The organism is Burkholderia sp. 10_S31 (assembly GCF_056930375.1).
On the sequence record NZ_JBXOWK010000003.1, the window covers coordinates 3589471 to 3615864 of the forward strand.

A 26394-nucleotide genomic window follows, 5' to 3' on the forward strand; every position below is an offset into this window, starting at 1 on the left:
GCGCGCCTGCGCGGGCTTCCGGTGAAACCCCGATCAAACAAACGTGTGTCCGCTGAATTTCAGAGTAGCAAATATGCCGCCTCGACATGTTCAGGTTCCCGAGCCGCCCGGCCAGCCGGCGGCGCAACCCGCGCCCGCATTGCGTCGCCGGCCGCGCCAGTCGCGTGCGCAGGCCACGTCCGATGCGCTCCAGCAGGCGTTCGTTCAGCTTTTGCTCGAGCGCGGCTACGCGAAGGCGACGATCCGCGAGATCGCGGCCGTCGCGGGCGTGAGCATCGGCACCTTCTACGAATACTTCGGCGACAAGCAGAGTCTCGCCGCGCTGTGCATCCACCGGCGCGTGCTGGCGCTGGCCGACCGGCTGCGCGATGTGGCGCACGGGCTGCGCGGCGTGCCGCGCGCCACGCTCGCAGCCGCGCTCGTCGATTTGCAGGTCGATGCAATCGGCGCCGACGCCGCGCTGTGGAGCGCACTCTTCGTGCTGGAGCGGCAGGTGTCGCCGCTCGCCGCGTACCGCCGGCATTACGACGCGTATGTCGCGCTGTGGCGCGATGCGCTCGCGCAGGCAGCCGATCCGCCGCCGGCCGCGCGGCTCGACGGGATCGCACGGATGGCGCATGCGGTCTGCTACGGCGGCGTGTCGCAGGCGCTGCTGACGCTTGGGCCCGCCCTCGATTTCGCCGCGTTGCGCGGCGAGCTGCAAACCGTGCTGCGCACCTATCTGGCGACGGCTGGCGAGTGACGCTCGGCATGGCCGAGCGGCCGTAGGGGAAATGCCCGATTCGCATGCGCGGCCGGCGGCGCCGACGCGGCCTGATGCGTCGCGGATACTGAATCATGAGAAAAATGCATGGCCGCCATGACGAACTTTCGATTGTCCGCCGATATTGGCTCGGGCTAAATCATGCGGCATGAGGCAGGCCGCGCGCGTCGCGCGGGCCGGTCCGAAGGACATCAGAAGGAGGAAGCATGCGAAGCGCCACCACGCCCCGTTCGAAACTGCCGGACGTCGGGACGACCATCTTCACGGTGATTGGCCAGCTCGCCGCACAGCACGATGCACTGAACCTGTCGCAGGGCGCGCCGAATTTCGCGCCAGATCCGGCACTCGTCGAGGCCGTCGCACGCGCGATGCGCGACGGCCACAACCAATACGCGCCGATGGCGGGCATAGCGTCGCTGCGCGAGCGGCTCGCGGAGAAGACCGAGGCGCTGTACGGCACGCGCTATGACCCGGGCACCGAGATCACGGTGATCGCGAGCGCGAGCGAAGGGCTTTACGCGGCGATCAGTGCGCTCGTGCATCCGGGCGACGAAGTGATCTATTTCGAGCCGTCGTTCGACAGCTATGCGCCGATCGTGCGGATGCAGGGCGCGACGCCGGTCGCGATCAAGCTGTCGCCCGAGCATTTCCGCGTGAACTGGGACGAAGTGGCCGCGGCGATCACGCCGCGCACGCGGATGATCATCGTCAACACGCCGCACAACCCGACCGCGACCGTGTTCTCGGCCGACGATCTCGAACGGCTCGCGCAACTCACGCGCAATACGGACATCGTGGTCCTGTCGGACGAGGTCTACGAGCACGTCGTGTTCGACGGCGCGCAGCACCAGAGCGTCGCGCGTCATCGCGAACTGGCCGAGCGCAGCGTGGTCGTGTCGTCGTTCGGCAAGTCGTTCCACGTGACCGGCTGGCGGGTTGGCCATTGCATCGCGCCGGCCGAACTGATGGACGAGATCCGCAAGGTGCACCAGTTCATGGTGTTCTCGGCCGATACGCCGATGCAGGTTGCGTTCGCGGAGATCCTCGCGCGGCCGGAAAGCTATCTCGGCCTGTCGGCGTTCTACCAGGCCAAGCGCGACCTGCTCGCGCGCGAGCTGGCCGATTCGCGCTTCGAGCTGCTGCCGAGCGAAGGCTCGTTCTTCATGCTCGCGCGGTTCCGGCACTTCTCGGACGAGCCCGACAGCGACTTCGTGCTGCGCCTGATCCGCGATGCGCGCGTCGCGACGATTCCGCTGTCGGCGTTCTACACCGACGGCACCGATGCAGGCGTGATCCGCCTCAGTTTCTCGAAGGACGACGCGACGCTGATCGAGGGCGCGCGACGGTTGCGTTCGCTGTAATCGCGGGTGCGGCCCGCACACAAGCCGGCGACGCGTACGCCGCACCGAAAGCCACGGATGGGGCCGTCGCACGTGTTCACGCACGGCGCCGGCCGACAAGTCAGGAGATCACGATGAAGCATGCACACACCCTGAAACTCGCGTTCGCACTCGCGGGCGCGCTCGGCACCGGCGCGGCGCTCGCCGACGGCCAGACGCTGCGTTTCGGCCTCGAGGCACAATACCCGCCGTTCGAGTCGAAGGCGCCGAACGGCGACCTGCAGGGCTTCGACATCGACGTCGGCAACGCCGTCTGCCAGACCGCGAAGCTGTCGTGCAAGTGGGTCGAGACGTCGTTCGACGGGCTGATTCCCGCGCTGAAGGGCCGCAAGTTCGACGCGATCAACTCGGCGATGAATGCGACCGAGCAGCGGCGCCAGGCGATCGACTTCACGACGATCATCTACCGCGTGCCGACGCAGCTGATCGCGCGCACCGGCAGCGGCCTGCTGCCGACACCGGAATCGCTGAAGGGCAAGCACGTCGGCGTGCTGCAGGCGTCGATCCAGGAAACCTACGCGAAGGCGCACTGGGAGCCGGCCGGCGTGGCGGTCGTCCCGTATCAGGACCAGAACCAGGCGTATGCGGATCTCGTGGCGGGCCGCCTCGACGCGACGCTGGTGCTCGCACCGGCCGGCCAGCGCGGCTTCCTGTCGCGTCCGGACGGCAAGGGCTTCTCGTTCGTCGGTCAGCCGGTGCGCGACGACCGGATTCTCGGCAGCGGGATCGCGTTCGGCCTGCGCAAGGGCGACGACGCGCTGAAGGCAAAACTCGATGCGGCGATCGACAAGCTGAAGGCGGACGGCACGGTGAAGTCGCTCGGACAGAAGTACTTCGGCGACATCGACATTTCCACGAAGTAAGCGGGCGCGCGATGCAGAGCCTGGATACGGCCGGCGTGAACGGCGGTCACGGCGGTCACGGCGGTCACGGCGCCGCGCCGTCGGCAGCCGACGCGCTCGAGGCGGCGCTCGTCGCCGGTTTGGGCGACACGCTCGTCACGCGGTCGGCCGACATCGATCCGCGCTACTTCACCGCGTACAACGAGCCGGCCGGCGTGCGCCCGCGCGCGCTGGTGCGGCCGCGCAGCGTCGACGACGTGTCGCGCACGCTCGCGCTGTGCACGCGGCTCGGGCAGCCGGTCGTGCCGCAGGGCGGCCTCACGGGGCTCGCGCGCGGCGCGGTCGCGCTGGGCGGCGAGATCGTGCTGTCGATGGAACGGTTCGCAGGCGTCGAAGCAATCGACGCCGCGGCGGGCACGATGACGGTACGCGCCGGGACGCCGCTGCAGACGGTGCAGGAAGCGGCGGACGAGGCGGGCTTTACGTTCGGTGTCGATCTGGGCGCGCGCGGTTCGTGCCAGATCGGCGGCATGCTCGCGACCAACGCGGGCGGCACGCGCGCGATTCGCTATGGAATGATGCGCGAGCAGGTGCTCGGGCTCGAGGTCGTGCTCGCCGACGGTACCGTCGTGTCGTCGATGAACCGGATGCTGAAGAACAACGCGGGCTACGATCTGAAGCAACTGTTCATCGGCAGCGAAGGGACGCTCGGCGTTGTCACGCGCGCCGTGCTGCGGCTGCATCCGAAGCTCGCCGCGCCTGCCACCGCGCTCTGCCGCGTGCATGGCTACGACGCTGTCGTCGGGTTGTGGAACCGCATGCGCGCGCTACCGGAGATCGTCAGCTTCGAAGCGATGTGGCCGGCGTTCTACGATTACGTGGCACGCCACACACCTGGCGTCGTCGCGCCGTTTCCGGGCGACGGCGGCTTCGCGGTGCTGATCGAATGCGCGACGAGCGCACCGGGCGGCGATGCGCATCAGGCGCTCGAATCCGGCCTGGCGGATGCGATCGACGCGGGGCTCGTCGACGATGCGGCGCTGGCGACATCGGAGCGGCAGGCGCGCGACCTGTGGACATTGCGCGAAGGTCTCGCGATCGATGCGCTGCCGCATCTGGTGAACTTCGACGTCAGCCTGCCGACGGGGGAACTGGGGCGGTTCGCCGAACGCTGCGAAGCGGCATTGCGTGCACTCTGGCCCGATATCACATGCCTGTTCTTCGGCCACGTCGGTGACGGCAACGTGCATATCGGCGTGTCGTTCGCTGGCATGCGCGACACGGATGCCGACGCGATCGATCGGTGCGTGTACGCGGTCGTGCGGGACATGGGCGGCTCGGTGTCGGCGGAGCACGGCATCGGCATGCTCAAGCGTGCCTATCTCGCACATACGCGCAGCGAAGCCGAAATCGGCTTGATGCGTCGCCTGAAAGCCGCGCTCGATCCCGTCGGCGTGCTCAATCCCGGCAAGGTGCTCTGATCGGCGCGAGCCTATGACGACGCGCGTCAACCGTCGACCCAGCGCAGCGCGCCGATCTTCAGGTGTTCGACGACGCTGCGCGCCCAGTCGAGCTCCGCGTTGAGCAGCACGAGCGCATGCTCGTTCTGCAGCAGGAACAGGCGCGGCACCTGATCGTTCTGCGCGGCGTTGCGCAGCGACTCGAGGCGTTCGCGTTCGGCTTCGAGCGCGGCGATGCGACGCTCGAGCTGCTGGCGCGCATCGTCGGCGTCGAGCAGCGGCAGGAATGCGAGGCCGGCGCCGAACGCCGGAAACTCGCGGGCGGGCTCCGCGAGCAGCGCATGCAGCCACGCCTGGCCAGCCGTATGCCCGGCTTCGGTCAGCGTGTACAGCGTACGCTCGGGAAACGCACCGTCGCGCTCGGTGTCGTGCACGGCGATCAGCCCGTCGCGCAGCAGCCGGTCGATCGTCTGGTAGAGGCTCGTGCGCTGCCGCACGTTGACGACTTCGTCGTAGCCGCGCGCCTTCAGCTGCTGCAGCATTCCATACGGATGCATTGGCGTTTCGGTGAGCGTCGCGAGGACGGCGAGCGCGAGCGGAGACGGGCGGCTCGATATCACGAATAGTTCGCCTATATCTAGTAATATTATAACTAGTATTAACTAGACTATCACATTCCACAAGGGTTTCAGCCGAGATGTGAGCGCTTCGCGGCCGGTGCGACGGTTTCCATCGTCGCGAGACCATGCACGATTCCGCAATCCTCGACCGAATGTTCGCCGACGCACTGGCGGCGCAGTTCGGTGAGCTGGTCGCGCAGATGCGTCAGTTCGGCGAGGCGCGCATCGACGTGGCCGATGTGCTCGTCGAGCAGCGCGTTGATCGAATCGCACGGGTCGGCGGGCGTGTCGGTGAGCTGCAGCAGCGTGCGGATTTCGTCGTGCGCCATGTCGAGCGCGCGGCAGTTGCGGATGAAGCGCAGCCGTTCGACGTGCACGTCGGTGTAGTTGCGGTAGTTCGAATCGGTGCGCTCCGCATCCGGCATCAGCCCCTCCTTCTCGTAGAAGCGGATCGTTTCCGGCGTGCAGCGGGCCGCCTTGGCCAGTTCGCCGATCTTCATGGCTTTCTCCGTTGCAAGGGTTGACCTTGTAGTGGCTTCAGGGTGTTAACTCTACACCGTCAAGCCATAGAGGAGGTTGTCATGACCGACGCCCAGCGTACCCACGACCCACGACACCGTCATGCCGGCGGCGCCGATGCCTGTTGCGCCGACGCGCGCGCCACGCAGGCGGCGACCGTTGCCGATGCGGCGCCGGCGGCCGGCGAGCACGCGCACGGCGACGCGGCAACGCGCGGCGCGCAGCCGCATGAATGCGGTCACGACCATGACCACGATCACGCAGCCGCGCACGACACGGCGCACGATCACGGCGGCGGCGACCATGCCGATCACGCGCATGGCGACCACGCGCATGGCGACGGACACGGCGCGGCGTGCTCGCACGACCACGCGGCACATGACCATGCTGGTCACGACCACGACCACGACCACGACCACGACCACGACCACGACCACGCGGCCGGCGCCTGCTGTGCGCCTGCCGCGCTGACGCTCGCGCCGCTGCCTGTCGCGCAGGCGACCGCGTCGGGTCACGTGCGCTCCGCGTTCCGGATCATGCAGATGGACTGCCCGACCGAGGAAACGCTGATCCGCAAGAAGCTCGGCGGGATGCAGCAAGTGTCGGCGCTCGAATTCAACCTGATGCAACGGATGCTGACCGTCGAACACGTACCGGGCGCGCAGCCTGCGATCGAAAGCGCGATCCGCACGCTCGGGATGACGCCGGAGGCCGCGTCGGCCGACGCACCGGCGACGCCCGTCGCGCCGCCGCCCGCGAAGCCGTGGTGGCCGCTCGCGCTGGCCGGCGTCGCCGCGATCGCGTCCGAGGCCGTGAGCTGGGGTGGCCTGCCGGTGTGGCCGTCGGCCGTGCTGGCGCTCGCGGCGGTGCTCGCGTGCGGGCTCACCACCTACAAGAAGGGCTGGATCGCGATTCGCAACGGCAACCTGAACATCAACGCGCTGATGAGCATCGCGGTGACGGGGGCGATGGCGATCGGCCAGTGGCCGGAAGCCGCGATGGTGATGGTGCTGTTCACGATCGCCGAGCTGATCGAGGCGAAGTCGCTCGATCGCGCGCGCAACGCGATCCAGGGCCTGATGCAGCTCGCGCCGGACACCGCGACCGTGCAGGACGCCGACGGCACCTGGCGCACGATCGAGGCCGCGCAGGTGGCGCTCGGCGCGGTCGTGCGCGTGAAGCCGGGCGAGCGGATCGGGCTGGACGGCGAAGTCGTCGCGGGCCGCTCGACGGTGAACCAGGCGCCGATCACCGGCGAGAGCCTGCCGGTCGACAAGACGGCCGGTGACCCGGTGTACGCGGGCACGATCAACGAAGCGGGGTCGTTCGACTATCGCGTGACGGCGATTGCCGCCAACTCGACGCTCGCGCGGATCATCCATGCGGTCGAGGAGGCGCAGGGTGCGAAGGCGCCGACGCAGCGCTTTGTCGACCAGTTCGCGCGCGTCTATACGCCGATCGTGTTCGCGATCGCGCTGCTGGTCGCGGTCGTGCCGCCGCTCGTGCTGGGCGGCGCGTGGCACGACTGGATCTACCGCGCGCTGGTGCTGCTCGTGATCGCCTGCCCGTGCGCGCTGGTGATCTCGACGCCGGTGACGATCGTGTCGGGGCTCGCGGCCGCGGCACGGCGCGGGATTCTCGTGAAGGGCGGCGTGTATCTGGAAGAAGGCCGCAAGCTCGCGTGGCTCGCGCTCGACAAGACCGGCACGATCACACACGGCAAGCCGGTGCAGACCGATTTCGACCTGCATGCAACGGACGTCGACGCCGCCCGCGTGCGTCAGCTCGGCGCAAGCCTCGCGGCGCGCTCCGATCATCCGGTGTCACAGGCGATCGCCGCGGCGGTGCGCGACGCGCAGGTGGCGGCATTCGCCGATGTAGAGGAGTTCGAAGCGCTCGTCGGGCGCGGCGTGCGCGGCACGATCGACGGCGCACGCTACTGGCTCGGCAACCACCGGCTCGTCGAGGAGCTCGAACGCTGCTCGCCGGCGCTGGAGGCGAAGCTCGATGTGCTCGAGCGGCAGGGCAAGAGCGTCGTGATGCTGGTCGACGACACGCGCGTGCTCGGCATCTTCGCGGTGGCCGACACGATCAAGGACACCAGCCGTGCGGCGATCGCCGACCTGCACGCGCTTGGCATCCGCACCGCGATGCTGACCGGCGACAACCCGCACACCGCGCAGGCGATCGCGCAGCAGGCCGGCATCGACGATGCGCGCGGCAACCAGTTGCCCGGGGACAAGCTCGCGGCGGTCGAGGAGCTGTCGGCGGGCGGCGCGGGGGCGGTCGGGATGGTCGGCGACGGGATCAACGACGCACCGGCGCTCGCGCGCGCCGACATCGGCTTCGCGATGGGCGCGATGGGCACCGACACCGCGATCGAGACGGCCGACGTCGCGCTGATGGACGACGACCTGCGCAAGATTCCCGCGTTCGTGCGGCTGTCGCGCGCGACGCACCGCGTACTGGTGCAGAACATCGGCTTCGCGCTCGGCGTGAAGGTCGTGTTCCTCGGCCTCACGGTCGCGGGGCTCGGCACGATGTGGATGGCCGTGTTCGCCGACGCGGGCGCGAGCCTGATCGTCGTCGGCAACGGGTTGCGGCTGCTGTCGAAGTCGGGCGTGTTCGACGGCGCGCAGTCGCAGCGATGAGGCGCGGGCGATGAGCTTCCTGAAACGGCTCCTGGGCGGGCACGGGCGCGGGCACGGCGGCGGGTACGGCAGTGGCGGCCATGGCGGCGGGCATCACGGCGGAGCGGGCCGGGAAGGTCATGGCGGGCACGACACACGCGGCCGCGATCGTCATGGCTGGGGCTGGCAGCCGTCGGCCGGCGCGCAGGGCGGCCCGGGCGGCAACGTGCCGTCGCGCCAGCTCGCCTGCGCGGGTTGCGGCGCAATCAACGCGGCGGACGCACGATTCTGTGCGCAGTGCGGCGTGTCACAGCGCGGCAGGGCGTGTAGCCGCTGCCACGCGGCGCTGGCCGACGACGCGCGCTTCTGTCCGGGCTGCGGCACGCAGGCCGGGTAAGGCTCGATCGCCAGTCGGCGTGCCGGTGTGACAGCGGATCTCGACGACGGCATGGCGCCTGCAACGGGCGCCGCCTTGCACCGCGCACCGGCTTGTGCCGGAATACCCAAGCCCAAGCCCAAGCCCAAGCCCAAGCCCAAGCCCAAGCCCAAGCCCAAGCCCAAGCCCAAGCCCAAGCCCAAGCCCAAGCCCAAGCCCAAGCCCAACCCTCAGCCAGCCGCTCAACGCAGCGGCAAATGAATCTCGGTGCGCAGGTCGGCCTGCGCCGCATCCATCGGCGTATTCAGATACAGCTCGAACGGCGGCGCGTCGGCGGCTTCGCGGCCCGAGTGACGCAGCCAGTCGCCGTACAGCCACTGGTAGGCCGTCTTCAGGTCCGCATATGGCCCCGTATGCAGCAGCACCGCGTACTCGCCACCGGCGACGGTCATGCGCTCGACGGGCGGCGCCGGCTCGATGTCCGGCACGCCGTCGGCCGGCACGAAGCACGCTTTCGCGCGCAGTTGCGCTTCCGGCGTGGTATCCGGATCGTCGTAGAAGATTCCGATCATCTTCGCGCCGGGGCCGATCAGCCCGTGCTGCGCGACCCATGCGCCGATCTGCCCGAACGCGTCGCCGACCTTCAGGTATGCGCCCGTATGCGCAATCGCATAACCGCGCAGTTCCGGCTGCCGCCGGATCTCGACTTCATGCTTGAACATGTCTTCCTCTCCTCGCTGTAACGGATAGATCGGCAGATGGATCGCGGTGCGCCGGTGCTGCGCGGGCGAACTCGGGCGACGCGTGTCGCATGGCGGACCCACGCGGACGTTTCGGCTTTCGTGTCGACGGTCATGCGCGCGCTCCCGGCAGGAATCGACGCCACGGTAGCACGCCGCCGATTGATCAATCGTGCGGAGATGCGTAGGGCCGATAAATCCGCCCCTTTTTTATTTCGCCGAAATGGGGTCTCGCCCCGCCGATAAATGTCTAAAGTTAAAGACGGTGAAATCGGGTGATCGCGTCATTTTTCTCGGGTAAGTTGCTCGCACGGCAACGCACGATTTTCGAAGTACGCAGGTAGTTCGTCGATGTTCAATCGCAACGCCACGTTTTTCGGGAGAAGAAGACATGGATGCTTCCAGCTTCATCACGTCGCTGCAGACCACATTGGGCGGATACCTGCCCAAGATCGCCGGTGCGATCGGCATCCTGGTGATCGGCTGGCTGATCGCCGTGGCCGTGCGAGCCGGTACGCTCCGGCTGCTCAACGCGTTGAAGGTCGATCAGCGGATCAACGAAAGCACCGGCCAGGGCGCGTATGTCGAGCGGATCATCGCCGGCGGGCTGTTCTGGCTCGTGCTGCTCGTCACAGCGGTGGGCATCTTCAACGTGCTCAACCTGTACGCGGTGTCCAATCCGTTCTCGCTACTGGTCACGCACATCGTCAATTACCTGCCGAACCTGATCGGCGGCACGGCGCTCACGCTGATCGCGTGGCTCATCGCATCGCTGCTGCGCAGCCTCGCGAACCGCGCGCTGAAGGCCAGCAAGGTCGACGACAAGCTGTCCGAAAGCGCAGGTATGCAGCCGATGAGCGGTTATCTCGGCGACGTGCTGTTCTGGCTCGTGATCCTGATGTTCCTGCCGGCGATCCTCGCATCCTTCGCGCTGTCCGGCCTGCTGTCGCCGGTGCAGGGGATGGTCGACAAGCTGCTCGCGATCGTGCCGAACCTGTTCGCGGCCGCGGTGATCGGCATCGTCGGCTGGATCGTCGCGCGCGTGCTGCGCGGCCTCGTGACGAACCTGCTGGTCGCCGCCGGCGCCGACCGCCTCACCGCGCGTCTCGACAGCCCGACGCCGGTGCGCGTGTCGAGCCTGATCGGCACGATCGTGTACGTATTCGTGTTCGTGCCGACGCTGATCTCCGCGCTCGACGCGCTGAAGATCGACGCGATCTCGATTCCCGCCACCAACATGCTGAACCAGTTCCTCGGCGCGGTGCCGGACATCGTCGCGGCAATCGTGATCGTGCTCGTCACGTTCTATTTCGCGCGCTTCGTCGCGTCGCTCGCGCAGAAGCTGCTGGAAGCCGCCGGCGCCGACGGGCTGCCGGCCGTGCTCGGCGTCGAGCGCGTGTTCTCGGGGATCCTGCAGCCGTCGGTGCTGGTCGCACGGCTGATCGTGTTCTTCGCGATGTTGTTTGCGGCGGTCGAGGCCGCGAACCGGCTCGGCTTCACGCAGGTGCGCGACGTCGTCACGCTGTTCATCGAATTCGGCGGCCACGTGCTGATGGGCGGCGTGATCCTCGTGATCGGCGTGTGGCTCGCGGGCCTCGCGCGCCGCGTGATCGAGCAGGCCGACCGCGAACACAGCGTGCTGTTCGCACGGATCGCGCAATTCGCGATCCTTGGCCTCGTGTTCGCGATGGGGCTGCGCGCGATGGGCATCGCCAACGAGATCGTGCAGCTCGCGTTCGGCCTCGTGCTCGGTGCGATCGCGGTGGCGGTCGCGCTGTCGTTCGGCCTCGGCGGCCGCGAAGCGGCCGGCAAGCTGCTCGACCGCTGGTTCAACCAGCGCGGCGGCGGCCAGTAACGCGGGTGAACGTCGGCGCTTCGGCCGCTTTGCGCGGCCGGACGGTGCGTGCGTGGCGGCCGCGGCCCGCGGCCGTCATTTCCGTCGGCGAAATGTCAGCCGCGATCTTTGCCGAATTTCGATAACACGTCGTTTAATGACCCTCTAGCATCGATTCTCAGTCGCGCGGGCCGGCAGGCCGGCGCCTTTCAGGAGAATCCGATGAAAGCAGAGTCGAATGGCCGGCCCGCCGCCGGCGCCAAGTCGTCCGGCCAGCCCGCGCTGCAGCAGACGCTCGGGACCTGGCAACTGTGGGGCATCGCGGTCGGCCTCGTGATTTCCGGCGAATACTTCGGCTGGAGCTACGGCTGGGCGAGTGCCGGCACGCTGGGTTTCGTGGTCACCGCGCTGTTCGTCGCGGCGATGTACACCACCTTCATCTTCAGCTTCACCGAACTGACGACGTCGATCCCGCACGCGGGCGGCCCGTTCGCGTATGCGCGCCGCGCGTTCGGCCCGGCGGGCGGCTATCTCGCCGGCGCGGCGACGCTCGTCGAGTTCGTGTTCGCGCCGCCCGCGATCGCGCTCGCGATCGGCGCGTACCTGCACGTGCAGTTTCCGGGGCTCGAACCGAAGAACGCGGCGATGGGCGCGTATCTCGTGTTCATGGCGCTGAACATCGTCGGCGTACAGATCGCCGCGACGTTCGAGCTGGTCGTCACGCTGTTCGCGATCTTCGAGCTGCTGGTGTTCATGGGCGTCGTGTCGCCGGGCTTCGCGTGGAGCAACTTCATGAAGGGCGGCTGGTCGGGCGCCGATCATTTCAGCGTCGGCGCATTCCACGGGATGTTCGCGGCGATCCCGTTCGCGATCTGGTTCTTCCTCGCGATCGAAGGCGTCGCGATGGCCGCCGAGGAGGCGAAGAACCCGAAGCGCTCGATCCCGATCGCCTACGTGGCCGGCATCCTGACCCTCGTCACGCTGGCGGTCGGCGTGATGGTGTTCGCCGGCGGCGCGGGCGACTGGACCAAGCTCGCGAACATCAACGACCCGCTGCCGCAGGCGATGAAATACATCGTCGGCTCGAACAGCGGCTGGATGCACATGCTCGTGTGGCTCGGGCTGTTCGGGCTCGTCGCGTCGTTCCACGGGATCATCCTCGGCTATTCACGCCAGATCTTCGCGCTGGCTCGCGAAGGCTACCTGCCGGAGTGGCTTGGGAAGGTGCATCCGCGCTTCAAGACGCCGCATCGCGCGATTCTCGCGGGCGGCGTGGTCGGGATCGCCGCGATCTACAGCGACGAGCTGATCCAGTTCGGCGGCCAGACGCTCACCGCGAACATCGTGACGATGTCGGTGTTCGGCGCGATCGTGATGTATATCGTAAGCATGGCGGCGCTGTTCAAGCTGCGCCGCTCGCAGCCGAACATGGCGCGGCCGTTCCGCGCGCCGCTGTACCCGTTCTTCCCGGCATTCGCGATCGTTGCGGCCCTCATTTGCCTCGGGACGATGGTGGTCTTCAACGGGCTGGTGGCGATGGTGTTCGTCGCGTTCCTCGCGCTCGGCTACGCGTACTTCCTCGCGACCCGTTCGCAGCGCGCAAGTGCGCCGGCCGACGTGCTGCTCGAGGAGTGACGATGGCGAACCTGCAAGGCCGTTCGTGACGGCATCCGGCGCGCTCCGTCGAACGGGCGCGCCGTCGCCGTCCGGCAAGGATGGGCAAGGACTGGCAAGGAGATTCGAACGATGTCCTATACCGAGACGATCGGCCCGCGCACGTACCGTTTCGCGGACCTGAAGACGCTGCTCGCGAAGGCGAGCCCGCTGCGCTCCGGCGACCAGCTCGCCGGCGTCGCGGCGGCGAGCGAGGAGGAGCGCGTCGCCGCGAAGATCGCGCTCGCGGGCGTGCCGCTGAAGGCGTTCCTGAACGAAGCGGTGATTCCGTACGAGCACGACGAGGTCACGCGCCTGATCCTCGACGATCACGACGCGGCCGCGTTCGCGGAAATCTCGCACCTCACCGTCGGCGATTTCCGCAACTGGCTGCTGTCGCCCGCGGCCGACGGTGCGGCGCTCGAGCGGATCGCGCCGGGCCTCACGCCCGAGATGGTCGCGGCCGTGTCGAAGCTGATGCGCAACCAGGACCTGATCGCGGCCGCGCGGAAGCGCCGCGTCGTCACGCGCTTTCGCAACACGGTCGGGCTGGCCGGCCGGATGTCGGTGCGGCTGCAGCCGAACCACCCGACCGACGACGTGAAGGGCATCGCCGCGTCGATGCTCGACGGGCTGATGTACGGCTGCGGCGACGCGATGATCGGCATCAACCCGGCGACCGACAGCCTCGCGGCGATCGTGAAGCTGCTCGCGATGATCGACGGATTCCGCGAACGCTACGGCGTGCCGACGCAGTCGTGCGTGCTCACGCACGTGACCAACACGATCGCGGCGATCGAGAAGGGCGCGCCGGTCGACCTGGTGTTCCAGTCGATCGCGGGCACCGAGAAGGCGAACGCGAGCTTCGGGATCTCGCTCGCGCTGCTCGGCGAGGCGCGCGAGGCTGCGTTGTCGCTCAAGCGCGGCACGGTCGGCAACAACCTGATGTACTTCGAGACGGGGCAAGGCAGTGCCCTCTCGGCGAACGCACATTTCGGCGTCGACCAGCAGACCTGCGAGGTGCGTGCGTATGCGGTGGCGCGCAAGTTCGAGCCGTTCCTCGTGAACACGGTGGTCGGCTTCATCGGGCCGGAATACCTGTACGACGGCAAGCAGATCATCCGCGCGGGGCTCGAGGATCACTTCTGCGGGAAGCTGCTCGGCGTGCCGATGGGCTGCGACATCTGCTACACGAATCACGCGGAAGCCGACCAGGACGACATGGACACGCTGCTGACGCTGCTCGGTGCGGCCGGCATCAACTTCATCATGGGCATTCCGGGCGCGGACGACGTGATGCTGAACTACCAGAGCACGTCGTTTCACGACCAGCTCTATGTGCGCGAGGTGCTCGGCCTGCGCCGCGCGCCCGAGTTCGAGGAATGGCTGGAGACGATGGAGATCGCCGACGCGCATGGCGCGCTGCGCGCCGCGAATGCGCGCGTGCCGCTGCTCGCGGGGGCGAACGACTGGATGGGGATTTCCGCATGAGCGACGCCGTCGAAAAGAATCCGTGGGCGCAGCTGAAGTCGTTCACGAATGCGCGGATCGCGCTCGGCCGCGCGGGCAACAGCCTGCCGACCGCGCCGCTGCTCGCGTTCAACCTGTCGCACGCGCAGGCGCGCGACGCCGTGCACCAGCCGCTCGACGCGGACGCGCTGCGCCGCGAGATCGAGGCAGCCGGCCTGCTGCCGACACTCGGCGTGCAGAGCGCCGCGCCGGACCGCGACCACTATCTGCGCCGGCCCGATCTCGGCCGCAAGCTGTCGGATGACAGCCGCGGGCTGCTTGCCGGTTACGGCGCCGCGCTCGACGACGCGCCCGACGTCGTGTTCGTGGTCGGCGACGGGCTGTCGGCGTTCGCGGCCGCGAAGCAGGCGCTGCCGTTGCTGCAGGCCGTGCGGCCGCGGCTCGACGCGGACGGCTGGCGGATCGGCCCGGTGGTGGTCGCGACGCAGGCGCGCGTCGCGCTCGGCGACGAGATCGGCGAATTGCTGCGTGCGAAGGTCGTCGCGATGCTGATCGGCGAACGGCCGGGGCTCAGCTCGCCGGACAGCCTCGGCGTATACCTGACGTGGGCGCCGAAGGTCGGCTGCCACGACGCGCTGCGCAACTGCATCTCGAACGTGCGGCCCGAAGGGCTGCCGCATGCCGCCGCCGCGCACAAGCTGCATTACCTGATGACGCACGCGCGCCGGCTCGGCCTCACGGGCGTCGGGTTGAAGGACGACAGCGATGCGCTGTTGCCGCGCGCGGAAGCGGAGCGGATCGGGGCGGACTGAAGCGGGCCGCGCGAGGCGCCGTCGCGTGGCGGTATGGGTGCCGTTCGGGCGGCCTGCCGGGCGGCTGGCGACGCCTTTGTCATTCGGCTACCTGAACAGTCGCTCGCACAGAAAATCGACGAACACACGCAGCTTCGGCGACAACTGCCGGCTCGACGGCCACACGATCGAGAACTGCCCCGGTGCGATCCGGTAGTCGTCGAGCACGGTGACGAGCGCACCCGTGTCCAGCGCGTCGCGTGCGAGGAAGTCGGGCATGTAGCCGATGCCGAGCCCCGCCATGACCGCGCCGCGCAGCGCTTCCATGTTGTTGCAGGTCATCGCGGTGCGCAGCTTCAGCGGCGTGCCGTCGTCGGCGGCAAGCGCCCAGTCCTGCAGCTTGCCCGTGGTCGGAAAGCAGTAGCGCACGCAATCGTGCGCTTCGAGATCGTGCGGGGCCTGCGGCGTGCCGGCCTGCTCGAGATACGCGGGCGTCGCGCACAGCACGAACGCGAACGGGCCGAGCCGCCGCGACATCAGGCTCGAATCCGACAGCGGACCGCTGCGGATCACCGCGTCGAAGCCGCCTTCGACGACATCCACCATCCGGTCGTTGAAATCCAGGTCGAGCTCCACATCCGGATAGCGCTGCCGGAATTCGGGCAGCACCGGCAGCAGGAACCGGTAGCCGATCACCGGCAGGCTCACGCGCAGCTTGCCGCGCGGGCGTTGCGCGGATGCCGTCACGGTCGCCTCCGCATCGCGAAAATCCTCGAGGATCCGCTGGCAGCGTTCGTAGAAATGGCGCCCTTCGTCGGTCAGCGTGACGCGCCGCGTCGTGCGGTTGAACAGGCGCACGCCGAGCGACTGCTCGAGCCGCGCGATCGTTTTGCCGACCGCGGAGGCCGAGATGCCGAGCGCGCGGCCGGCCGCGACGAAGCTGAGCGTTTCGGCGGTGCGGACGAAGGCGGCGATGCCGTTCAGGTTTTCCATCGATGCGAGTGTGCCGGCAGCAAGCGGGTTATTGCGGAATTTTAATCCGTTATATCCGGAGTCTTGTGTGGTTTTTCGATGATTGAATCGGATTTATCTTCGATCGCTCTAGAGGCGCATCCGCGCCCGCTTTTCGAGGAGCGATGATGGATCACCCGTTTTCAGCCGTTTCAGCGAGGTCGGCACGCCGGCGCGCGTGGGTGCTGGCCGCCGTTTGCATGGCCGCCGTCGCGCTGCCGCTGTCGTTTTCGGGCGGCGCGGTCGCGACGCCCGCGATCGGGCGCGACCTGCACGGCGGGCCGGTCGCGATGAACTGGATCACCAACGCGTTCATGCTAGCGTTCGGCAGTTTCCTGATGGCGGCGGGCGCGCTGGCCGACCAGTTCGGCCGCAAGCGCGTGTTCGCGATCGGCGTCGGCGGGTTCACGCTGATGTCGGTCGCGCTCGCGTTCGCGCCGTCGATGCTCGCGGTCGACCTGTTGCGCGCCGCGCAGGGGCTCGCGGCGGCCGCAGCGCTCGCGGGCGGCACGGCCGCGCTCGCGCAGGAGTTCGACGGCACGGCGCGCACACGTGCGTTCAGCCTGCTCGGCACGACGTTCGGGATCGGGCTCGCGTTCGGGCCGGTGCTCGCCGGCGGCCTGATCGCGCACTACGGCTGGCGCGCGATCTTCGTCACGGGCGCGGCGGCAGGCGCCGCGTCGCTCGCGTTCGGGCTGCCGCGCATGCACGAGTCGCGCGATCCGCATGCGACGGGGCTCGACTGGCCGGGCACGATCGCGTTCACCGCCGCACTCACGCTGTTCACGTTCGGCGTGATCGAGGCACCCGCGCGCGGCTGGACGCATCCGCTCGTCGTCGCGCTGCTGGCGGGCGCGGCGCTCGGCGCATGCGCGTTCGTCGCGATCGAGACGCGCGTCGCGCGGCCGATGCTCGACCTGTCGCTGTTCCGCATTCCGCGCTTCGTCGGCGTGCAGGTGCTGCCGATATCGACCTGCTCCTGCTACATCGTGCTGCTCGTCGTGCTGCCGCTGCGCTTCATCGGCATCGACGGCTTCAGCGAAATCGACGCGGGCTGGCTGATGCTTGCGATCTCCGCGCCGATGCTCGTCGTACCGCTCGTCGCAGCGGCGCTCACGCGCTGGCTGTCGGCCGGCGTGATCTCGGGGCTCGGGCTCCTGCTCGCGGCAGCGGGCCTCGTATGGCTGGGCGTCGCGCTGCGCGGCGGCGCGGGGCCGGCGGCGATCGCGCCGATGCTCGCGATCGGCGTCGGGGCCGGCATGCCGTGGGGGCTGATGGACGGGCTGTCGGTCAGTGTCGTGCCGAAGGAGCGCGCGGGGATGGCCACCGGGATCTTCAGCACGACGCGCGTCGCGGGCGAGGGGATCGCGCTCGCGATCGTCGGTGCGGTACTCGCGACGCTCGCGCACGCCGATTTGCGGCAGATGGCGACGGGCAGTTCCGATGCGACACTGCGGGCGGCCGCGCTGCTCGCGACCGGCGATCTCGCCGGTGCGGCGGCCGGGTTGCCGGGCGTCGCGCGGGCCGCGCTGCTCGCGAGCTATACGCATGCGTTCGATCGGCTGCTGATCGGGCTCGCGGTCGTCACGGTGCTGTGCGCGGGCATCGTGTTCGCGTTTCTGGGTGCGCGGCCGGCGATTGCGGAGCGGCGCGGCGATGAAGGTGAGCAGCCGCGTGGCGAAGCGCGGGCGCGGCGCCGGACCGAACCGGCTTGCGCGGACGCGAGCGGGCGGTAAGGGTGATGCCGCATCGGGGGCGGGCATTGCGGCAAGCTCGGTCGTGCATCCCGCGCCCGCCACGGTCTTGTAGCGGCGAACTGCGTTCCGAGTTCCGCGCGCACCAGCGCACCAGCGCACCAGCGGCGGGCGGCGGGCGAGCCGCACCGCGCGAGCCCGCACGTGTGGACACCGCGCTTCGGCGACGTCACTGCACGTCACGTCACCCCAGCACGAGCGACGGCAATCCCGGGTCGGCGCGCGCCTGCGCGCTTTCCACCTCGACGACCACGTAGCGCAGCGCATCCGGCCACAGATGCGCGCGGCTTCTCGCATCTTCGTCGATCGTCGCGCGCCCTTGCACGAGCCACGTCGTCTGCCGGACGAAATCGACGAACAGCAGCGCGATCGCCGGATTCACGAGCAGGTTGCCGATCGTGTTGAACAGGTTGTTGCCCGCGAAGTCGGGCAGCACGAGCGTGCCGCGATCGGGCAGGTCGACGAGCGGGGCGAACGAACCGTCCGCGCGCGGCTGGCGGCCGCGATACGAGCAGTCGCTGTCGCCCGCCGCGTTCGCGGTCGCGACGATCAGGAACGCCTGTTCGCGGATGAACGCGACGACATCGTCGCTGAGGGGGCCCGGATCGTTCATGGTGTCGGTCGGCGCGTGGCCGATGCATGCGGATCGGCGTTCCACACGCAAGCGACATGCCATGTGGCGAGTGTTGCGCACGGTGACGCGTGCGCCGATGCGCTGTGGTAAATCCGAACACCCGCCGCGCGGCTGTACCGCCGCGGTGTTCAGAATCGGGACACTCGTTTTCCGTGCGCTGGCCATGCCCCTGGCGAACGGCCGGATGCACCGCTCCTGTTGCGTTTTCGGCCGGTGTGGCACGCATGTTGCGTAAACCGTGCAGCGCGATCCAACCGGCGCTCTATTCACACAAGCACGATGAACAGGAGACATGTATGAACCCGTTTGACCTGAAACAACTGGGCCTCGACGTCGAATATCCGTACCGTCAGCAGTACGACAACTACATCGGCGGCAAGTGGGTTCCGCCGGTGAAGGGCGAGTATTTCGAGAACGTATCGCCGATCAACGGCAAGCCGTTCTGCCGCGTACCGCGCTCGGGTGCCGACGACATCGAGCTCGCGCTCGACGCCGCGCACGCCGCGCGCCGCAAGTGGGGCAAGACGTCGGTCACCGAGCGCGCGAACTTGCTGCTCGCCGCCGCCGACCGGATGGAAAAGAACCTGAAGCTGCTCGCGGTGGCCGAGACGATCGACAACGGCAAGCCGCTGCGCGAGACGATGGCGGCCGACCTGCCGCTCGCGATCGACCACTTCCGCTATTTCGCGGGCTGCATCCGCGCGCAGGAAGGCGGCATTTCCGAGATCGACGACAACACCGTCGCGTATCACTTCCACGAGCCGCTCGGCGTCGTCGGCCAGATCATCCCGTGGAACTTCCCGTTGCTGATGGCGGCATGGAAGCTCGCGCCGGCGCTCGCGGCCGGATGCTGCATCGTGATGAAGCCGGCCGAGCAGACGCCTGCGTCGGTGATGGTGCTGATGGAGCTGATCGGCGATCTGTTCCCGGCCGGCACGATCAACATCGTGAGCGGCTTCGGCAAGGAAGCGGGCGAAGCGCTCGCGACCAGCAAGCGGATCGCGAAGATCGCGTTCACCGGCTCGACGCCGGTCGGCAAGCACATCCTGCGCGCGGCGGCCGACAACCTGATCCCGTCGACGGTCGAACTGGGCGGCAAGAGCCCGAACATCTTCTTCGCGGACGTGCTCGACCAGGACGACGCGTTCCTCGACAAGGCGCTCGAAGGCCTCGCGATGTTCGCGCTGAACCAGGGCGAGGTGTGCACGTGCCCGTCGCGGATCCTGATCCAGGAATCGATCTACGACCGCTTCATCGAGAAGGCCGTCGCGCGGGTCGAGCGCATCAAGGCCGGCCACCCGCTCGACCTGCAGACGATGATCGGCGCGCAGGCGTCGCAGCAGCAGCTCGACAAGATCCTGTCGTACATCGACATCGGCCGCGACGAAGGCGCGCAATGCCTGACGGGCGGCGAGCGCACGGCACCGGCGGCCGACCTCGGCACGGGCTATTACGTGAAGCCGACGATGCTGCTCGGCAACAACAGGATGCGCGTGTTCCAGGAGGAAATCTTCGGGCCGGTCGCGTCGGTGATGACGTTCAAGGACGAGCAGGAAGCGATCGAACTCGCGAACGACACGTTCTACGGGCTCGGCGCGGGCGTGTGGACGCGCAACGGCACGCGTGCGTACCGGATGGGCCGCGAGGTCGAGGCCGGCCGCGTGTGGACCAACTGCTACCACCTGTATCCGGCGCACGCGGCGTTCGGCGGCTACAAGCAGTCGGGCATCGGTCGCGAGACGCACAAGATGGCGCTGTCGAACTATCAGCAGACGAAGTGCCTGCTGGTCAGCTACCAGGCCGAGGCGCTCGGGTTCTTCTGATCGCCGGAGCAGGCGGCGAAGTGTCGGGGCCGGCCGGGCGGCAGCGCAACGCTGCCTGGTACGGTGGCCGGTGCCGGACGGCGACGCGTCCGGCATCGGGTTTTCCGTGAAAGGTCCGACGGTCGGGCAATGCGTGTCCGGCCGTCGGGCGGTGTCCGCAGTGATGCGGCAATGCTGCTGACGACCTTTCTCCCGGCACTTCGCCGTTTTCGTCTCGACACATTCGACATGCGGCGCCGGCATTACGCCGGCAATCGCATGTTCGCGGCATTCGCTGCGCACTGCCGGACCCGACGGAAACCAGCATGGTAGAACCGCCCCGATCCTATCCGCGCCACCCGCTGTTCCACGCGGGCGAGCTCGACGCGCATCACCGCTTCGGCGTCGTCGACGAAGCAGAGCGGATGAGCGACGTCGTCACGACCCGGCTGAGCATCGGCGTGCGCCAGTTCGTCGAGTCGCAGCCATTCATGTTCGTCGGTACGACGAGCGGCGACGGGCCGGCACGCATGACCTGCGACATCGTGCAGGGCATGCGCGACGCGAACGGCGATCTGTGGCCGGTCGTGCGCGTGATCGACACAAAGACGCTGCGCTTCGCACTGCCGATGCACGATGACGGCACCCGGATCGATGCGTTCGCGTGCGACGGCGGCGGCGTCGGGCTGCTGTTCATCGATTTCGTGCGCGGCATCCGCTACCGGATCAACGGCCGCGCGACACTGCGCACCGATCTGCCGGAAGCGGACGCGGCGCCCTGGTCGGCCGGCAGCCCGATCGTCGAACTGGCGGTCGGGCAGGCGTACGGCAACTGCGGCACACGCGTCGTGCGGTTGCGACCGGGCATGTAGTGCGTCGCCGGCTTGCCGCTGGCGCGCATGCCGCACCCGCGCGGTGCGCGCGCGGCCGCCTCCGGGTGCATCCGCATGGCGCGCGTCGGCCGTACAGCGTGGAATGACGGGCTTGTCGCCGGGCCGCACGGTTCGGCACGGGACTTGCGTGATGGACGCGGTCCCGGGCAGGTGAGGAGAACACGATGGATCAACGACTGGAGCGCATGGGCGAGCCGACGGCCGAGGACACGCGGTGCAGCGCGCAGGGTGACGACGCGCTGGCCGGCCAGGCCGTGGTCAGCGTCGCGCACGACGCCGACGAGCAGGCACGCAACCTGATCGGCTGGCGGCAGACCTACGACCAGCTCGCGGCCGGCCGCTTTGTCGGCACGCTGACGGAGCTGCCGCTCGACACGATGAAGCTGTTTCGCGAATCGACCAGCCATCTGCTGCGCCAGGCGTGCGAGGTGCGCGGCGACGCGTACTGGTTCGGCATTCCGCTCGCGAGCGACGGCGGCGCGCGTGTCGATGCGTGCCGCATCGGCCCCGGCGCGCTCGCGTTCCGGCCCGGCAACGTCGAATTCGAATTGCTGACGCCCGCGCAGTTCTCGATCTACGGCGTCGTCGTGCGCGGCGACGTGCTGCGCCGCTACGCGGAGGAAGTCGAACACCGCGCGCTCGACGAGCGGCTGTTCACACAGCGCGTGATCCAGGCCGGCGATACGCGGCTCGCGCGCCTGTGTGCGCTACTCGGCGGCCGGCTCGACGGCGCGGCGGCCGTGGGCGGGCCGCTGCCCGACGCGCAGCGCGACGACCTGCAGGCCGAGGTGCTGGCCGCGCTGTTCGACGCATGCGCGCTGCCGGCGGACGACGGCGTGGGCGGCGCGCCGTCGACGCGGCGCTGGATCGTCGAGCAGGCGCGCGAATACGTGCTGGCGCATCGCACGCGCCCGGTCGGCGTGCCCGAGCTGTGCGAGCAGCTGCACGTGAGCCGGCGCACGCTGCAGTACTGCTTCCAGGACGTGCTCGGCATGGCACCCGCGACCTATTTGCGCACGCTGCGGCTGAACGGCGCGCGGCGCGACCTGTGCGGTCGGGCGGCCGGTTCGGTGCAGGACGTCGCGGAGGCGTGGGGCTTCTGGCATCTGAGCCAGTTCGCGACCGACTACCGGCGACTGTTCGGCAAGCGGCCATCGGAGACGCTGCGCGATCGCGCGGTGATGGTGGCGGCCGGGTGAGCAGTGCAGCGGCGCATCGATGCCGCTGCGCGTTCGATCTTTCCCGCGATGACTTCCCTTTTTTCTATCCGGCCGCAGCCGCCGCTTCGCGCGGCGCCGGCCACGGCAATGCATCCCAGTCGATCGCGCGGTAGGCGGCTTCGACCGCCGCGAGATCGTCCGGCTGTTCGCTGCGATGCAGCCCGTGCAATTCGGCCGGCACGTCGAGCGCGACCGGCACGCAGTGCGGATAGTCGCGCACGCGCATGGCCGGCTCGATCGTCGTGAAGCAGCCGAGTGTCGGCACGTCGAAGCCGTCCGCGAGATGCAGCGCGGCCGTGTCGGGCGCGAATAGCACGCTCGCTCCCCTGACCCATGCAATGAAGCGCGCGGTGTCGGCCGCGTCGTGGCCCACGTCGACGTAGGCGGGATGCACGACAGGGCCGAATCCGACCACCGGCAGCCCGTAGCGCTGCGCGAGCCGGTCGACGAATGCCGCGCGCAGCGCGGGCGGCACGCTGCGCACCGCGGTGCTCGCGCTCGGGCAGAACAGCACGTACGGCCGCTGCCATTCGGCCGGCAGCGCGGGCAGCGGAAGCTGCGCGAGCCAGCGATTGCGCTTCGCGGCGGCCGGTACCGCGGCCGGATCTGCGCCGAGTGCGTCGAGGAAGAAGTCGATCATCGGCTGTCGCGCGAACGCGGGCCAGTACAGGTGATTGCCGAGATCGATGCACGGTGTATGGGCGGGCAGTGCGTCGGCTGCATACGGCAATGCATGCGACGGCGCGACGACGTCGGCCGCGAGCGCATACAGCGTGCCGACGTAGCCCGGCGCGCGGGCCGGCCGGTACAGCGTGAAGCGCAGGCCGGGATGCATCGTGCGCAGTGCGGCGAGTGCGGTCAGCCCGATCACCGAATCGCCGAGCGCGACGCCCATGCCGTTGATCACGTGCACGTCCGTCGTGCGGTCGTAGTCGAGCCGGAACGGCCGGCGAACTGCGTGCAGCAGGCCGAGCGCCGGTGCGGCCGGCACGCAGCCTTCCGCGCGATCGTTGCCGTGCTCGAAGTCGTACGGCGCGACGAGCGTCCCGTCGGGCGCGAGCAGCGTGCCGGGATGGATGAGCGCGTCGTCGTGCGACAGCGCGAGACCGGCCGGCGCGGCGCCCATTTCCACGGTCATTCGCCGCGCGCGCGGCGGCCCTGCTCGCGGATCTGCTCGAGCGTCGCGGCCGGCGTGCTGGCGTCCTGCGGAATGCGGATCTCGATCAGTGCAGGCATCCCGCAGGTCAGTGCGCGCTCGAGTGCCGGCGCGAAGTCGGCGGTGCGCTCGACCGTTTCGCCATGCGCGCCGAACGCGCGCGCATATGCGGCGAAATCGGGGTTGGTGAGCCCCGTGCCGTGCACGCGGCCCGGATAGTTGCGCTCCTGATGCATGCGGATCGTGCCGAAATGCCCGTTGTTGACGACAATCGCGACAATGTTCAGCCCGTACTGCATCGCGGTTGCAAGTTCGTTGCCGGCCATCATGAAACAGCCGTCGCCGGCGAGCGCGACGACGGCCCGCGCCGGATACAGCGATTTCGCGGCGAGCGCCGCCGGCAGCCCGTAACCCATCGCGCCGCTGGTTGGCGCGAGCTGCGAGCGGAAGTGCCGGTATGCGAAATGGCGATGCAGCCAGATCGCATAGTTGCCGGCGCCGTTGGTGAGGATCGCGTCGTGCGGCAGGCGCTCGCGCAACTGCACCATCACGTCGCCGAGCTGGACGTCGCCCGGCATCGGCAGCGGCGCATGCCATTCGCGGTACGCGCGGTGCGCGTCGGCGGCCGTGCCGGCCCACGCGGGCTGTGCCGGCGGTTCGAGCGCGGCGAGCGGTGCCGCGATCTCCGGCATGCCCGACACGATCGGCAGGTCGGCCGCATACACGCGGCCGAGTTCGTCGGCGCCCTGATGCACGTGGATCAGCGTCTGGCGCGTCTTCGGGATGTCGAGCAGCGTGTAGCCGCCTGTCGTGGCTTCGCCGAGGCGCGGGCCGAGCACCAGCAGCAGGTCGGCGTCGCGGATCCGCTTGCCGAGCGCGGGATTGATCCCGAGGCCGACGTCGCCCGCATAGTTCGGGTGCGCGTTGTCGAAGGTGTCCTGGAAGCGGAACGCGCACGCAACCGGCAGCTGCCAGCGCTCGACGAAGGTGCGCAGGTTCGCGCATGCGTCGGGCGTCCAGCCGCTGCCGCCGACGATCGCGAACGGCCGCTCGGCGCGCGCGAGCCGTTCGCGCAGTTCGTCGAGTTGCGCCGCCGACGGCGACGCCGCAATGCGTTTCGCGGCCGGCACGGCGGGCTGCTGCGCGCACGCTTCGGACAGCACGTCCTCGGGCAGCGCGAGCACGACCGGGCCGGGGCGGCCGGACGTCGCGACGTGGAACGCATGGCTCAGGTATTCGGGAATGCGGCGCGGGTCGTCGATCTGCGCGACCCATTTGGCCATCTGGCCGAACATCCGGCGGTAGTCGATTTCCTGGAAGGCTTCGCGGTCGAGATGCTCGCGCGCGCACTGGCCGACGAACAGGATCATCGGCGTCGAATCCTGGAACGCGGTGTGCACGCCGATCGACGCGTGGGTCGCGCCGGGCCCGCGCGTGACGAACGCGATACCGGGGCGGCCGGTCAGCTTGCCGACTGCCTCGGCCATATTCGCGGCCGCCGCCTCGTGGCGGCAGACGACCGTCTGGATGCGCGCGGTGTCGTCCGCCAGCGCGTCGAGTACGGCGAGGAAGCTCTCGCCCGGCACGCAGAACACGCGTTCGACGTGATTGGCGAGCAACGCATCGACGAGCAGTCGCGCACCGGTGGTGGCGCGCGGCTCGAGATCCTTGGAATGCGACATGGGCTGCCGTCTCCCTGGGTAGCGGGACGTACAGCTTACGCCCGTTGGTGGGGCGCCGGTACGCCGGCCGGTGAAAAGTGTCGGAACGCTGGGCGGTTCGGGGCGCGCACCCGGGTTTCGATTGACCGAATGGCCAGCTTGCGCGTGCGCGCCCGACGGTGAAAAGTGAGCGCTATGGATGTCGAGCCGGGCGATGTGCTCGTGTATCGCGTTCGTTCACCCGACGCGGCATCGTGGAGATGTTCCGCATGCTGCATACGCGCCGGCAATGATCGTGACGCGCGAAATTCCGTGCGGTGCGTCTGTCGGGGGAGAGTGAGGCGGAAATCGGTGTGTCGGCGATGACAAGCGAATCGATCCTGGCAGATCGATCGGAATTCCACGGGAGGGCGTGTTGTGTACACACATGGATTTACATTGCGTGTGGCGTCGTATAATGTACATCCAGCGTACATCCGACGAGAGATCGACATGCATACCACGAGGGTATTTCGGAACGGCAACTCGCAGGCCGTGCGAATTCCTGCGGACCTTGCCTATGAGCGCAGCGATATTGAGCTGGAAATCGAGCGCATCGGTGACGAAATCCGTATCCGGCCGGCGCGGCGGCCTTTGACCCACGTACTCGAGAAATTCGCGAAATTTGGGCCGGATTTCATGGCCGAAGGCCGTGGCGACCAGGAGCAAGCCGAACGTGAGGGTTTGTGATGCCGCGCTATATGCTCGACACCAACATGTGCATCTATTTGATGAAGAACCAGCCTGAGCAGGTGGCGAAGCGATTTGCGCAGTGCTACACGGGGGACGTCGTGATGTCGGCAATTACGTATGCCGAGCTCGAGTACGGCGTCACCGTGTGTGCGGGTTCTGCCCGCGAGCGCCGCAATCTTGCCGCGCTGATCGACGATATTCCCGTTGCACCGTTCGACGCGGCAGCCGCGCAAGCGTATGGTCCGGTTCGTGAGGCAACCCGCGAACGGAAGAAGGATCACCTCGACAAATTGATCGCCGCTCATGCGGTGTCGCTCGATGTCGTCCTCGTGACCAACAACGAGCGGGATTTCGTCAGCTACCCGGGATTGCGACTGGAGAACTGGCTGAACGATTAGTGCCGGATGTTGGGGCCGACGGTAATGCGGGGTAA

At 68.6% G+C, this 26394-nt stretch carries 23 protein-coding genes and 1 pseudogene; 16 read left to right on the top strand and 8 right to left on the bottom strand.

Annotation, left to right across the window (positions count from 1 at the left end; translation table 11 throughout):
- Positions 1-73: 73 nt before the first annotated feature.
- The 4 genes from AC1Z3W_RS36860 to AC1Z3W_RS36875 all read left to right on the top strand — a co-directional run bounded on the left by AC1Z3W_RS36860 (position 74) and on the right by AC1Z3W_RS36875 (position 4486).
- Positions 74-742: a TetR/AcrR family transcriptional regulator gene (locus AC1Z3W_RS36860; RefSeq protein WP_483509492.1), complete on the top strand. Its 669-nt coding sequence runs from the start codon at positions 74-76 to the stop codon at positions 740-742.
- Positions 743-969: 227 nt separating this feature from the next.
- Positions 970-2124: a pyridoxal phosphate-dependent aminotransferase gene (locus tag AC1Z3W_RS36865; RefSeq protein ID WP_124835710.1), complete on the top strand. Its 1155-nt coding sequence runs from the start codon at positions 970-972 to the stop codon at positions 2122-2124.
- Between the two features lie 113 nt (positions 2125-2237).
- The gene (locus AC1Z3W_RS36870; protein ID WP_483509493.1) at positions 2238-3026 is read left to right on the top strand and encodes an ABC transporter substrate-binding protein; all 789 of its coding nucleotides are present in this window, start codon (positions 2238-2240) and stop codon (positions 3024-3026) included.
- Positions 3027-3037: 11 nt separating this feature from the next.
- Positions 3038-4486, top strand: coding sequence for an FAD-binding oxidoreductase (locus tag AC1Z3W_RS36875; protein ID WP_483509494.1), 1449 nt, complete (start codon positions 3038-3040; stop codon positions 4484-4486).
- A 26-nt stretch (positions 4487-4512) separates the two neighbouring features.
- Here the strand turns inward: AC1Z3W_RS36875 and AC1Z3W_RS36880 are convergent, their stop codons facing one another.
- The 3 genes from AC1Z3W_RS36880 to AC1Z3W_RS36890 all read right to left on the bottom strand — a co-directional run bounded on the left by AC1Z3W_RS36880 (position 4513) and on the right by AC1Z3W_RS36890 (position 6119).
- Entirely contained in the window at positions 4513-5085 is a 573-nt protein-coding gene (locus AC1Z3W_RS36880) for a PadR family transcriptional regulator (RefSeq protein WP_483509495.1), read from the bottom strand.
- Between the two features lie 68 nt (positions 5086-5153).
- Positions 5154-5585, bottom strand: a complete 432-nt coding sequence (gene cadR, locus AC1Z3W_RS36885) for a Cd(II)/Pb(II)-responsive transcriptional regulator (RefSeq protein WP_124835707.1) — start codon at positions 5583-5585, stop codon at positions 5154-5156.
- A gap of 51 nt (positions 5586-5636) precedes the next feature.
- Entirely contained in the window at positions 5637-6119 is a 483-nt protein-coding gene (locus tag AC1Z3W_RS36890; protein WP_483509496.1) for a hypothetical protein, read from the bottom strand.
- Between the two features lie 27 nt (positions 6120-6146).
- Between AC1Z3W_RS36890 and AC1Z3W_RS36895 the strand changes: the two genes are divergently transcribed.
- Together AC1Z3W_RS36895 and AC1Z3W_RS36900 are read left to right on the top strand one after the other, a co-directional pair.
- Positions 6147-8255: a heavy metal translocating P-type ATPase gene (locus tag AC1Z3W_RS36895; protein ID WP_483509497.1), complete on the top strand. Its 2109-nt coding sequence runs from the start codon at positions 6147-6149 to the stop codon at positions 8253-8255.
- A gap of 10 nt (positions 8256-8265) precedes the next feature.
- Positions 8266-8631, top strand: a complete 366-nt coding sequence (locus AC1Z3W_RS36900) for a zinc ribbon domain-containing protein (protein WP_483509498.1) — start codon at positions 8266-8268, stop codon at positions 8629-8631.
- Between the two features lie 221 nt (positions 8632-8852).
- Here the strand turns inward: AC1Z3W_RS36900 and AC1Z3W_RS36905 are convergent.
- Positions 8853-9398: pseudogene (locus tag AC1Z3W_RS36905) on the bottom strand (AraC family transcriptional regulator); the annotation flags it as partial.
- 343 nt (positions 9399-9741) lie between these two features.
- Between AC1Z3W_RS36905 and AC1Z3W_RS36910 the strand changes: the two are divergent.
- The 4 genes from AC1Z3W_RS36910 to eutC all read left to right on the top strand — a co-directional run bounded on the left by AC1Z3W_RS36910 (position 9742) and on the right by eutC (position 15119).
- Positions 9742-11205: a mechanosensitive ion channel gene (locus tag AC1Z3W_RS36910; RefSeq protein ID WP_057927937.1), complete on the top strand. Its 1464-nt coding sequence runs from the start codon at positions 9742-9744 to the stop codon at positions 11203-11205.
- Positions 11206-11406: 201 nt separating this feature from the next.
- Positions 11407-12819, top strand: coding sequence for an ethanolamine permease (gene eat, locus AC1Z3W_RS36915; protein WP_483509499.1), 1413 nt, complete (start codon positions 11407-11409; stop codon positions 12817-12819).
- Positions 12820-12930: 111 nt separating this feature from the next.
- On the top strand, positions 12931-14328 hold the full coding sequence (locus AC1Z3W_RS36920; protein WP_483509500.1) for an ethanolamine ammonia-lyase subunit EutB: 1398 nt from the start codon (positions 12931-12933) through the stop codon (positions 14326-14328).
- Positions 14325-15119, top strand: a complete 795-nt coding sequence (eutC, locus tag AC1Z3W_RS36925) for an ethanolamine ammonia-lyase subunit EutC (RefSeq protein ID WP_057927934.1) — start codon at positions 14325-14327, stop codon at positions 15117-15119. The genes AC1Z3W_RS36920 and eutC overlap by 4 nt, the downstream gene beginning before the upstream one ends.
- An 87-nt stretch (positions 15120-15206) precedes the next feature.
- Here the strand turns inward: eutC and AC1Z3W_RS36930 are convergent, their stop codons facing one another.
- The gene (locus AC1Z3W_RS36930; protein WP_483509501.1) at positions 15207-16091 is read right to left on the bottom strand and encodes a LysR family transcriptional regulator; all 885 of its coding nucleotides are present in this window, start codon (positions 16089-16091) and stop codon (positions 15207-15209) included.
- A 146-nt stretch (positions 16092-16237) separates the two neighbouring features.
- Here AC1Z3W_RS36930 and AC1Z3W_RS36935 point away from each other — a divergent pair, with 146 nt between their 5' ends.
- Positions 16238-17845, top strand: a complete 1608-nt coding sequence (locus tag AC1Z3W_RS36935) for an MFS transporter (protein ID WP_483509502.1) — start codon at positions 16238-16240, stop codon at positions 17843-17845.
- A 202-nt stretch (positions 17846-18047) separates the two neighbouring features.
- Here the strand turns inward: AC1Z3W_RS36935 and AC1Z3W_RS36940 are convergent, their stop codons facing one another.
- Positions 18048-18476 carry a pyridoxamine 5'-phosphate oxidase family protein gene (locus tag AC1Z3W_RS36940; protein ID WP_124835700.1) on the bottom strand — a complete coding sequence of 143 codons (429 nt, stop codon included), beginning with the start codon at positions 18474-18476 and terminating at the stop codon, positions 18048-18050.
- Positions 18477-18793: 317 nt separating this feature from the next.
- Between AC1Z3W_RS36940 and exaC the strand changes: the two genes are divergently transcribed.
- From exaC to AC1Z3W_RS36955, 3 genes are all read left to right on the top strand, one after another.
- Complete coding sequence (exaC, locus tag AC1Z3W_RS36945) at positions 18794-20320, top strand: acetaldehyde dehydrogenase ExaC (RefSeq protein WP_483509503.1); 1527 nt, start codon at positions 18794-18796, stop codon at positions 20318-20320.
- Positions 20321-20625: 305 nt separating this feature from the next.
- Complete coding sequence (locus AC1Z3W_RS36950; RefSeq protein ID WP_175826701.1) at positions 20626-21171, top strand: hypothetical protein; 546 nt, start codon at positions 20626-20628, stop codon at positions 21169-21171.
- 185 nt (positions 21172-21356) lie between these two features.
- Complete coding sequence (locus tag AC1Z3W_RS36955) at positions 21357-22391, top strand: helix-turn-helix domain-containing protein (protein WP_483509504.1); 1035 nt, start codon at positions 21357-21359, stop codon at positions 22389-22391.
- 64 nt (positions 22392-22455) lie between these two features.
- Here AC1Z3W_RS36955 and AC1Z3W_RS36960 read toward each other — a convergent pair whose 3' ends face one another.
- Positions 22456-23550, bottom strand: a complete 1095-nt coding sequence (locus tag AC1Z3W_RS36960; protein ID WP_124834635.1) for a glycosyltransferase family 9 protein — start codon at positions 23548-23550, stop codon at positions 22456-22458.
- Positions 23547-25250: a thiamine pyrophosphate-binding protein gene (locus AC1Z3W_RS36965; protein WP_124834634.1), complete on the bottom strand. Its 1704-nt coding sequence runs from the start codon at positions 25248-25250 to the stop codon at positions 23547-23549. The genes AC1Z3W_RS36960 and AC1Z3W_RS36965 overlap by 4 nt, the downstream gene beginning before the upstream one ends.
- 471 nt (positions 25251-25721) lie before the next feature.
- On the opposite strand from AC1Z3W_RS36965, the gene vapB reads away from it, so the two are divergent.
- Entirely contained in the window at positions 25722-25958 is a 237-nt protein-coding gene (gene vapB, locus AC1Z3W_RS36970; protein WP_057926419.1) for a type II toxin-antitoxin system VapB family antitoxin, read from the top strand.
- The gene (locus AC1Z3W_RS36975) at positions 25958-26359 is read left to right on the top strand and encodes a type II toxin-antitoxin system VapC family toxin (protein WP_124834633.1); all 402 of its coding nucleotides are present in this window, start codon (positions 25958-25960) and stop codon (positions 26357-26359) included. Before vapB ends, AC1Z3W_RS36975 begins: the two co-directional genes overlap by 1 nt.
- Positions 26360-26394: the final 35 nt, after the last annotated feature.